Genomic DNA, 7,493 nt, shown 5'->3' with positions numbered 1-7,493 from the left:
TTTTTTAAAAACAACTTTTTTTATTACAATTTTTACTATTTTCATTTTTATTTTTTAAAAACAACTTTTTTTATTACAATTTTTACTATTTTCATTTTTATTTTTTAAAAACAACTTTTTTAGACTATTTTTAACAATTCTATTAGTTATTACAAATTTTACTATTTTATACTATTTTTTATTATTTTGCCCCATATTGTTTCTCTTAATCTTATTTTCCTTAAAAGAAAAAACAACAAATTTATAATATCTTTAAACATAATATCCATATAAATGATTACTTTTTGGAGATGCTAATTTGAAAAAGACAAAGATTATCGCAAGCATTGGTCCGGCATCTGATTCTGTTGAAACAATGACTGAAATGGTTAATAACGGCATGGATTGTGCACGCATTAACCTTAGCCATGCTACAGAAGAGAGCATATTGAAAACAATAGAAGTTATCAGGGAAGTTCGTAAGATATGCAATCGGCCTATTGCAATTATGTATGACACCAAAGGGCCAGAATTCAGAACATTGGAATTTGAATCTGAAGGAGTTACTCTGGAAAAGGGAGATACCATTAGGATGAGCAAGACATGCATACAAGGCAATGAAGAGGAATTCGGAGTCAATCACAGTGAAGCAATCGACCTGATAGAAGTGGGAAACAAGGTGCTTATAGACAATGCTCTTCTTGAATTGGAAGTCATAGAAAAGCAAGATGATCATGTTGTCTTGGAAGCTTTAGGAGACGGAGACATTAAAAACCATAAGACCGTTAATGTTCCTGGAGTTGACTTGAAATTGGATTTCATTAGCGAAGCTGATGAAAGGGATATCTCATTTGCAGCAAAGCATTCCTGTGACTATTTGGCTTTATCCTTTGTAACTTCAAAAGAGGATGTTATTGCAGCACGGAAAATAATTGAAGAATCAGGTGGAGACGCTCTAATCATCTCAAAAATTGAAAGCAGCAAGGGAATTGAAAATATAGATGAGATCATTGAAGTCTCTGATGGAATCATGGTGGCTCGTGGAGACTTGGGAGTGGAGGTTTCACTGGAGAAATTGCCAATGCTTCAAAAGGGAATCATTAAAAAATGCCGTGAAAAGGGCAAGTTTGCTATCGTTGCGACAGAAATGCTTGCTTCAATGTATGAAAGCCCAAGGCCTACAAGAGCTGAAGTTTCAGATGTGGCTAATGCAATATTGGACGGAACCGATTGCGTCATGCTATCTGGAGAAACCACTGTTGGAAAGCATCCAGTGGAATCCGTTGAAATGATGAGCAGAATCTGCAAATACGTTGAATCAACTATCGATTATACAAAGCATACTGCATATAAGGGAACAATAGAAGTTAGCGATACAATTGCTAAATTGGTTATAGAGGCAGTTGAATATTTAGACATTAAACTGATAGTTACACCTACCATGACCGGTTACACAGCACGTAAGATCAGTAATTTCAGGCCAAACCCTCTTATATTAGCATGCTGCCCATCTAAGCACATTGCTGAGAAAGTGGTTTTGAACTTTGGAGTTAAGGCTGTGATAACAGACATATTCAGCAACACCTCAGAAATGGCAAGGAACCTTAAGAAAATAGCTAAAGAGGAATTCAATTTGAATAAAGGGGATTTAATAGTGATTACTGGAGGATTCCCATTAGGAGAAAGTGAAAAAACCAATGCCATAAGAATAGCTGAAATAGATTTCTGAAAATGGAGATTTACACTTATGAAATTAAGCAGAAAAAAACCATTAAAAAATTTAAATCCATTTTAAAAAAGCAGATAATTAAAATATAAAAATAGTAAAAAAGAGAAAAGAAAAAGTTTTGATCAAACTTTTTCTAAAAGTTTGAATTATAATAATTCTTTTCTTAAATCAATAGTGTCCTTTAAGTCTGGTCCAGTTGAAATGATTGTTACTGGGACACCAGTCTCTTGTTCTATTTCTGAAATGAACGCTTTGGTTTCTGCAGACAATTCACCATAATCCTGAACACGAGCGCAATCATATAACTTGTCTACACAGGTTAAAGCTATTTGAGTAGCTCCATTGATTCTGCAGGATTCCTTAGCAAGTTCCATATCAAAGTAACCGATTCTTCTACGTCTTCCGGTTACAACACCATACTCTTCAAGACCTTTGCTTTCCGCTTCCTCTTGAGTCATTTCTGTTGGGAAAGGACCTTCTCCAACACGGGAAATGTAAGATTTGAATACATTGATGACCTCATCCACTTTAGTTGGCCCTACACCAACATCTGCTGCAAAGGTTGATGCGGTAGTGTCTTTACTGGTTACATATGGATAAGAACCGTAATAAAGTGAAAGGGCGAATCCTTGTGAGCCCTCAATGAATACATCCTCTCCATTGTCAATAGCTTCATTGCATGCAATGGAAACATCAGCAAGATAATCTTCAAGTTCAGGAACATCCTTTGCAAGGCCAACTGACCTCATTACACGGTCTGAATTAGCAGGTCCACAACCTGATCCTGTACTTCCAATCTTTTTAGCCAAATGCTCGGAATTCTTATCTCTAGACATGTGTTCTTCAGTGATTATAGCACATCTTGGGTCTACAGACATTCTTTCCTTTACATCATATTTCTTTAAGTCTTCAAATTCCTTAAACAATACATCTGGGTTTACTAAAACTCCTGCACCGATCATAAGTTTAGCATCCTTATGTACAAAACCAGAAGGAGTTAATCTTAAACCATATTTTTCTCCATTGAATTCAACAGAATGCCCTGCATTTGGCCCGACTCCTGCACGAGCAATAATGCTTGGTTTATCATTATCACAAAGGTAAGTGATGCATTTTCCTTTACCTTCATCTCCCCAAGCTCCACCAACTAGTATACTACAAGTCATTTAAAATCTCCTTTTAAAAAATCATTTTAGTTAGTTTTATTAGTTTTCATTATTTTTATTAGTTTTAGTGTAGTCTTAAGCATAGTTAAATATAGTTTACTAGAATAGTTCATTTTAAACTATTTAAATTAAATAAATAGTTCATTGACCATATATATTTTATTTTTTAACATTTATAAATATTATCATGAACTGAAAAATTAAAAAAATAGCTTGAAAAAATAAACAAAATAATAGAAAAATAAAAAAAATAGAAAGAATATTGAAAATTCTTAAGCATCTTCCAATATTTCCAATAGCTTTTGAAGGTAGAGATATCTCTCATACTTGAATTGCTCATTGTTTGCTAAAAAGGCATCCAAGACATGTGAATTCATTTGACGCAAGATGGATAATTGAATGATATTCTTTACATCCTCATCTATTTTTCCCTGAAGAATCAATTGTCCGAAGCCAGTGGCGATTATTGTATAATCCAAACTCATCAATTCCTCATAAAAATCCATATCCTGAATGATTTTCAATATGTTTTCACTTTCAATAATATCATCATTGAAATCCTCCAAATCCAGGTCCCAAGATTCTAGAATCCATATGAAACATTCGATTATTGGAGTTTTTGGATTTTCATCTAGCCACTCGGATATTTCACAAAATGCAATGTATGCCTCTTCACAGCCAAAAGGAGAAAGTTCATCAGTAGCATCCCAGAAAAACTTATAGTCAGCAATTTTCACTGCACGGTCATTTGGAATTTCTCCAAAGAAATAAGAATTTTTATCCAAATAATTATAACCTTTTTTCAATTGTTCCATAAATTCACCAAAACGCTTATTTTAAAGGAAACTCTTCGCAAAGAGGGTCTTCTTTATACTCCTTATCTGTTCCTTTCTTATTCCAATAATCCAAATAATACATCATCCAGGTATTTGAAACCCTTTTGATCTCATCATCATTCAAGGCTTCGAAATCATTGAAGAAATTTATAAAGTCTCCACCTACTGCAATGGCTATTTCCTCACATTCAAAGGACAATAGAAAATCATAATTCTCATTCCCATTACTTTTATCTGCCAAAACCTTCTTAAACTTGTATTTTCCTTCAATTTCGCTTAAATAATCATGATTCTGGAATTTGAAATCCATGACCTTTTTTGAAAATTCCTGATAGAAATAGGGATATCTTAAAGAGAGATATTCATTGGAATTTAACAAATGATTCAGATAATCCTCATCGAATCTTAAGAAATCAAGATTTTTCTTTTCATTAAAAAAGACTGCCAAATAAATGTTCTGGCCAAATCTAATGGCTAACTCTCCCCTATATGAGTTGTCTATAATAGGCCTTGAAGACAATTTGAGATTCTCAAATTCAAGATAAAGTGAATCTGAATTGTCATCTATTTCAAGCCAAGTCCACTTCCCTTGTGAAATGGCATCTTCAATAATCTCTTTTGATCTATTGTTCATTTTCTTCACTGTTTAATCTGATAAAGTCTTCAAGGGCTCCATCCATGGAATATTCCTTTCCATCAAATTGCTTTTTCCAATTGAAATTCTCTATTTCAATTATTTCATCTACAGATTCGCCCCAATTGATTTCAAAACCATACTCTTTAAGGGTTTTAACTATCTTTTTAGCTATTTCCAAACCCTTTTCCTCATCGTATTCAAAATCTCCGAAAGCGATGTTCAATGCATTATCCTCTATCACACTTTCAATATCCTCAAAGGCATAGAAACAGAATCCAATAGGGTTGTATTTATTATTCCTTAAATGTACAAAGAGTTCAAATGAGTCCTGAATTCCCTCTTCAATGTCATAACCGGCATTATGGATGGAAATGATCTTTTCCTTTGTCAAATCGCAAAATGCATTCCTCAAGTTGATGAAATCATCTGAATCTCCATCTAAATCTTCAAGACTTTCCTTATTTTCCAAAAAGAGTTTAGAGATTAAATCATCAGATATGTCCTCTTCGATAAACTCATCAGCAATGATTTCCAATATCTCATCATCACCATAAAAACCGCTCTTTACCAATAGCTGGATTTCATAATTGATCTCATCAATCAGTTCCTTATCCATAATAACACCCAATTAGACTTTAATTAGATAACTAATGCAAATTATAAAAAAAGTGGAAAAATAAAAAATAAAAAAATGGAAATCATTAAGCTCTAATGATTTTAATGGTATAAATGTTCTTTCTTTCAGTCAAAGTGACAACAATTGTGTCGTCTCCAATCTTAACAACGCAAAACTCATCTCTGTACTTGTATTCATAACCTTTAATTTCAGCATAACCTCTTAAAGCCTTTAAATGATTTACTTCAAATTTACGATGGAAATCATTAATGACATTTGCAAATACGTCAATGTCATCAGTAATCTCTATCTCATCAGACTCAATGCTTACAAAGAATACAAATCCTCCATAATTAACAGCACAATATGCATCATTGCTAAAGAGGGAAGATACTGTCATAGTCAAAATATGAGCTTCAGACAAGTTTGCTGCAAAGACATTTTCAAAAAATTGTGGAACATTCTGTTCTTGACCAAATTCCCTTATTGCCTTTGCCTCTTCGATTAAATCTTCTGGAAAACCTATATCCTCGTTATCCCATGCCCAGGACCAGGTATCCTCATCAGGATCCAAGAATCCAATCAATTGAATAGGAAATTCCTTATCGCCAAACCTGACAATTCCCTTTTCAATATCCAATTCAGGTTCAGCATCTCCAACAATGCTTGATAATATTTCCTGCTTTTCTAATGCCAAAGCACCATATTTAGAGAATAAATCCTGTAAATCATCATTTTCTTCAATTAATAAAGAATTAACTTCCATTTCTTTCACCAAAATAATTAATAAATAAAAATAAACAAGTAAAAAATAAAAAAATGAGAAGATAAAAATCTAAATAATTCCAGATTTAATCTAGAATGATAATTTAGAAATTCTGCTCATAGCTTCCTTAGTGTTTTCTAAAGTATTGAATGCAGTTAATCTTAAGTAGCCTTCTCCGCTTGGACCGAATCCAGAACCAGGAGTACCAACGATATTAGCCTCTTCCAAGAGCAAATCAAAGAAGTCCCAGGATTCCATGTCGTTTGGAGTCTTTACCCAAATGTAAGGGGAGTTCACTCCACCGTAAACATTCAATCCAATATCGGATAAGCTTTCACGAATGATTTTAGCATTTTCCAAGTAATATTCAATGTTTGCCATGATTTCCTTTTGTCCTTCTTCAGTGTAAACCGCTTCTGCAGCCTTTTGAACAGGATATGAAACACCATTGAACTTGGTGGTTTGTCTTCTGTTCCATAATGCGTTTACAGATTGCTCAATGCCTTCAGCATCCTTGATCTTGATATCCTTAGGAACAACGGTGTAAGCGCAACGTGTACCAGTGAAACCTGCAGTTTTTGAAAAGCTTCTGAATTCAATAGCAACTTCCTTTGCACCTTCAATTTCATAGATTGTGTGAGGCACATCGTCTTCAGTGATGAAAACTTCATATGCTGCATCGAAAAGGATAAGAGCATCGTTTTCTTTTGCATATTCCACAAATTTAGCCAATTCATCTTTTGTTAAAGTGGTTCCAGTTGGATTGTTTGGGAAACAGAGATAAATTAAGTCAACAGGTTCACTTGGAAGTTCAGGAACGAAGTTATTTTCTTCAGTGCAAGGAAGGTAAACGATATTTTCATACATTCCATCATCCTTGATGTTTCCTGATCTGCCTGCCATTACATTAGTGTCAACATATACTGGATAAACAGGGTCAGTCACTGCAATTACGTTATCCAATGCAAATATTTCCTGAATGTTTCCGGTATCACATTTTGCACCGTCTGAAATGAACACTTCATCAAGATCCAAATCCACTCCCCATTTGTTGAAATCATTTTTAATGATAGCTTCTGCTAAAAAGTCGTATCCTTGTTCAGGACCATATCCCATAAAGGAATCCGCTTCAGCCATTTCATCAACTGCATCCTTAAAAGCCTTGATTACAGTAGGGACTAATGGTTTAGTTACATCTCCAATACCCATTTTTATAACATTCTTTTCTGGATTTTCTTCCATATATTTAGCTGCACGTCTATTTACTTCAACAAAAAGATAACTGTTTTGCAATAAAAGATAGTTTTCATTAATCTTTACCATGTTTATACCTCAGAATAATTTAAAAAATTTAAATAATTAAAATTATTAGTTAAATCTAAAACATCAAAATTACAATTAATATAATTATACCTTAAAATCTAAAATAGCTAACATTAACTTAATTAATAATTTCTAACTAAATTTCTAACTATTTAACAATTAGATATTTATTAAATATATTATTTAAAATTGTTTATTAATAAAATGGAAATATAAAAAATTCTAAAATTTTTTTAAAAATTTGCAGATTGAAAAAAATATAAAACTAATGTATAAATAAAATAAAAAAGATATACATATAATACTATAAGATAATGTATCATTTAGTATACATTAATCATTAATTGTTCTATATTATACTTACAGATTAGAGAATATATTAGAACTCACAAATATTTTAAAATAAGATTAATTCGGTGAAAAAATGAAAGAAATGACAGC

General features: G+C 32.7%; 7 protein-coding genes. 1 reads left to right on the top strand and 6 read right to left on the bottom strand.

Features of this window, described 5'->3' with window-relative positions:
* Positions 1 to 298 precede the first annotated feature (298 nt).
* Positions 299 to 1,708, top strand: a complete 1,410-nt coding sequence (pyk, locus tag IJI80_RS06030) for a pyruvate kinase (RefSeq protein ID WP_292788525.1) — start codon at positions 299 to 301, stop codon at positions 1,706 to 1,708.
* A 146-nt stretch (positions 1,709 to 1,854) separates the two neighbouring features.
* On the opposite strand, the gene IJI80_RS06025 is transcribed toward pyk, so the two are convergent.
* The 6 genes from IJI80_RS06025 to IJI80_RS06000 all read right to left on the bottom strand — a co-directional run bounded on the left by IJI80_RS06025 (position 1,855) and on the right by IJI80_RS06000 (position 7,052).
* Positions 1,855 to 2,874 carry an adenylosuccinate synthetase gene (locus tag IJI80_RS06025; RefSeq protein WP_292788524.1) on the bottom strand — a complete coding sequence of 340 codons (1,020 nt, stop codon included), beginning with the start codon at positions 2,872 to 2,874 and terminating at the stop codon, positions 1,855 to 1,857.
* A 272-nt stretch (positions 2,875 to 3,146) separates the two neighbouring features.
* Positions 3,147 to 3,689 (bottom strand): hypothetical protein, encoded by a 543-nt coding sequence (locus IJI80_RS06020; protein WP_292788523.1) that lies wholly within the window; start codon positions 3,687 to 3,689, stop codon positions 3,147 to 3,149.
* Positions 3,690 to 3,705: 16 nt separating this feature from the next.
* Positions 3,706 to 4,344, bottom strand: a complete 639-nt coding sequence (locus IJI80_RS06015; protein WP_292788522.1) for a hypothetical protein — start codon at positions 4,342 to 4,344, stop codon at positions 3,706 to 3,708.
* The gene (locus IJI80_RS06010; protein WP_292788520.1) at positions 4,334 to 4,963 is read right to left on the bottom strand and encodes a hypothetical protein; all 630 of its coding nucleotides are present in this window, start codon (positions 4,961 to 4,963) and stop codon (positions 4,334 to 4,336) included. The genes IJI80_RS06015 and IJI80_RS06010 overlap by 11 nt, the downstream gene beginning before the upstream one ends.
* An 85-nt stretch (positions 4,964 to 5,048) precedes the next feature.
* Positions 5,049 to 5,729 (bottom strand): DUF6882 domain-containing protein, encoded by a 681-nt coding sequence (locus IJI80_RS06005; protein ID WP_292788518.1) that lies wholly within the window; start codon positions 5,727 to 5,729, stop codon positions 5,049 to 5,051.
* A gap of 90 nt (positions 5,730 to 5,819) precedes the next feature.
* Entirely contained in the window at positions 5,820 to 7,052 is a 1,233-nt protein-coding gene (locus tag IJI80_RS06000; RefSeq protein ID WP_292788516.1) for an LL-diaminopimelate aminotransferase, read from the bottom strand.
* Positions 7,053 to 7,493: the final 441 nt, after the last annotated feature.

The sequence above is a fragment of the Methanobrevibacter sp. genome, from assembly GCF_017432245.1.
GTDB lineage: Archaea > Methanobacteriota > Methanobacteria > Methanobacteriales > Methanobacteriaceae > Methanobrevibacter.
This window is presented reverse-complemented; position numbering and strand designations above follow the sequence as displayed.

What these genes read in the sequence shown, in the direction of transcription:
- IJI80_RS06010 (WP_292788520.1), bottom strand. Translation starts at nt 4,963, where the DNA reads ATGGATAAGGAACTGATTGATGAGATCAATTATGAAATCCAGCTATTG.
- IJI80_RS06025 (WP_292788524.1), bottom strand. Translation starts at nt 2,874, where the DNA reads ATGACTTGTAGTATACTAGTTGGTGGAGCTTGGGGAGATGAAGGTAAA.
- IJI80_RS06015 (WP_292788522.1), bottom strand. Translation starts at nt 4,344, where the DNA reads ATGAACAATAGATCAAAAGAGATTATTGAAGATGCCATTTCACAAGGG.
- IJI80_RS06000 (WP_292788516.1), bottom strand. Translation starts at nt 7,052, where the DNA reads ATGGTAAAGATTAATGAAAACTATCTTTTATTGCAAAACAGTTATCTT.
- IJI80_RS06020 (WP_292788523.1), bottom strand. Translation starts at nt 3,689, where the DNA reads ATGGAACAATTGAAAAAAGGTTATAATTATTTGGATAAAAATTCTTAT.
- IJI80_RS06005 (WP_292788518.1), bottom strand. Translation starts at nt 5,729, where the DNA reads ATGGAAGTTAATTCTTTATTAATTGAAGAAAATGATGATTTACAGGAT.